The 2,048-nt window shown below is 72.1% G+C and carries 2 protein-coding genes and 1 pseudogene; 1 reads left to right on the top strand and 2 read right to left on the bottom strand.

What is annotated here, in order from left to right; genetic code table 11:
* Both V7793_RS36860 and V7793_RS36855 read right to left on the bottom strand, forming a co-directional pair.
* The coding region (locus V7793_RS36860; RefSeq protein WP_336014038.1) for a TerD family protein at window positions 1-577 on the bottom strand (577 nt) is incomplete at its 3' end.
* A gap of 140 nt (window positions 578-717) precedes the next feature.
* Window positions 718-1,311, bottom strand: coding sequence for a SprT-like domain-containing protein (locus V7793_RS36855; RefSeq protein WP_168094115.1), 594 nt, complete (start codon window positions 1,309-1,311; stop codon window positions 718-720).
* 275 nt (window positions 1,312-1,586) lie between these two features.
* On the opposite strand from V7793_RS36855, the pseudogene V7793_RS36850 reads away from it, so the two are divergent.
* Window positions 1,587-2,048 (top strand): annotated as a pseudogene (locus V7793_RS36850) (ThiF family adenylyltransferase); the annotation flags it as partial.

Genomic DNA, 2,048 nt, shown 5'->3' with positions numbered 1-2,048 from the left:
GCGCCGCGGCGGGCGCGGGCGCGGGCGGAGCCTGCGCCTGGGGCTCCTCTTCGAGCACCTCACCGCCGAAGTGCTGGAGCAGTGCCTCCAGTCCGCCGTCGAAGCCCTGCCCGACGGCGGCGAAGCGCCAGACGTCCTTCAGGTAGATGTCGCCGAGCATCACCGCGCGTTCGGTGCTGAATTCGGTCCCGGTGAAGGAGTAGCGCGCGACTTCCTGGCCACCGGCGACGATACGGAGATAGCCGGGTGCGGTCTGTGACATCTGGCCCGCGCCGTCGAGGGTGGCCGTGAAAGAGAGCCGCTGGATGTGCGCGGGGATCTGGTCGAGGGTGACGCGGAAGGATTCCGTGTCCCCGGCCTGCGCGCCGAGCTGCTGAATGGCGCCCTCGGGCGACTTGGGCTGGTTGAAGAAGACGAAATACCGGTCGTCCGAGAGCCGCTCCGCGGCGTCGAGGCCGAAACAGCTGATGTCGAAGGTCAGGCCGGGGCCCGCGATCTGCACTCCCACGTACAGATCGGTCCCCGCCGTCAGGTCACTGATCTTGGCCTTGTGGCCGCGCTGGAATTCCCTGGCCATGCGTAACGACCGTCCCCCATCCGAACGTGCGATGAAAAGGTGTGATGAATGCGTTGCGTCAGGCTAACGGCTGAGGGCTGGTTCAACCGACTCCGGACCGGCCGTGTCCCCCTCGGGGGCCCGCCGGAGCCGGGCCCGGCTCATTCGCCGCGCGCTGCGGGGAGGTGCGGCAACCTGTCGGCGGCCACCACACCTTCGAGGTAGCCGCGGGCACGCTCGGTACGCGGGTAGGCCTCGAGGAGCCGCCAGAAGCCGGGGCCGTGGCCGGGGACGAGCAGGTGCGCCAGCTCGTGCAGGAGCACGTAGTCGAGGACGTATTCGGGCATCCCCTGCAGCCGGTGCGAAAGGCGGATGCTGCCCTCGGTGGGGGTGCACGAGCCCCAGCGGGTGTTCTGGTTGGTGACCCAGCGGACGGTCGCGGGGCGGGCCCGGCCGTCCAGGTACTGCGCGGACAGGCGCGCGGCCCGCTCGGCGAGCTCGGTGTCGCCGAGCATCCGCTTGCTCTCCTGCGCCGCCAGCCTGTCGAGCATCACCGTCACCCAGCGCTGCTCCTCGGCCTCCGACATGCGGGCGGGGATGAGGACGACGGTGCGGTCCCCCTCCCGGTACGCGGAGACCGTCCTGCGGCGGCGCGCGCTCCGTCGGACCTCGACCGCTCCGGGCTCGGCACCGCCGGTGAGCGGGCTGGGAGCACTGCGCGGTCGTGCGGCACTGTGCAGAGGGTCGACGGGCACGGCTCCGACGTTACCGGCTGGCGGCGCGTGAAGTCCCGCCCATCACTCCTTGTCGGGCCCAAAGACCCAAGGGGACCGAGCTTGTACGACCATCACACCGTGCTTGTGGACAACTTCTCACGGTGACCGCGCGGACGGTCCATGCTGAAGGCCGATCGAGGGGGACGGCCATGCCGACCGAGGGGGGAACCGTGCAGAGGACAGCCGCACAGAGAACAGCAGCGGAGGGGGCAGCCATGGAGGGGGCAGCCGTGGAGCAAAGCTCTGCACCGGGCATGTCCGCGCATCCCATGCTCAAGCCCGCGCTGCGGCGCAGCTGGCGCAATCGCGACACCGTCCAGTTCGGGGTGGCCCCGGCCCACGCCGTGACGGTGGGTCCGGTGGACACGGCCACGGGCAGCTTCCTGACCCTGCTCGACGGCACGCGCGGCATGCCGCTCCTGCGCGAGGAGGCGAGAGCCGTGGGGCTGCCCGAGGGACGGGCGGACGCCCTGGTGGAGCGGCTCTCCGCGGCGGGGCTGCTCGATGACGTACGCGGGGGCGGCGAAGCGGCGGCGGCCCTGCGGGAGACGGGGTCCGCGCTGGACCGGCTGCGGCCCGACCTGGCCTCGCTGTCCGTGCTGCACCCCGGGCCGGGCGAGGCGATGCGGCTGATGGCGGCGCGGCAGGCCATGCGGGTGCAGGTGCGGGGCGCCGGGCGGGTGGGCGCGGCCGTCGCAGCCCTGCTGTCGGCGTCG

This window comes from Streptomyces sp. KLMMK (assembly GCF_036961605.1).
Classification (GTDB): Bacteria; Actinomycetota; Actinomycetes; order Streptomycetales; family Streptomycetaceae; genus Streptomyces; species Streptomyces telluris.
This window is presented reverse-complemented; position numbering and strand designations above follow the sequence as displayed.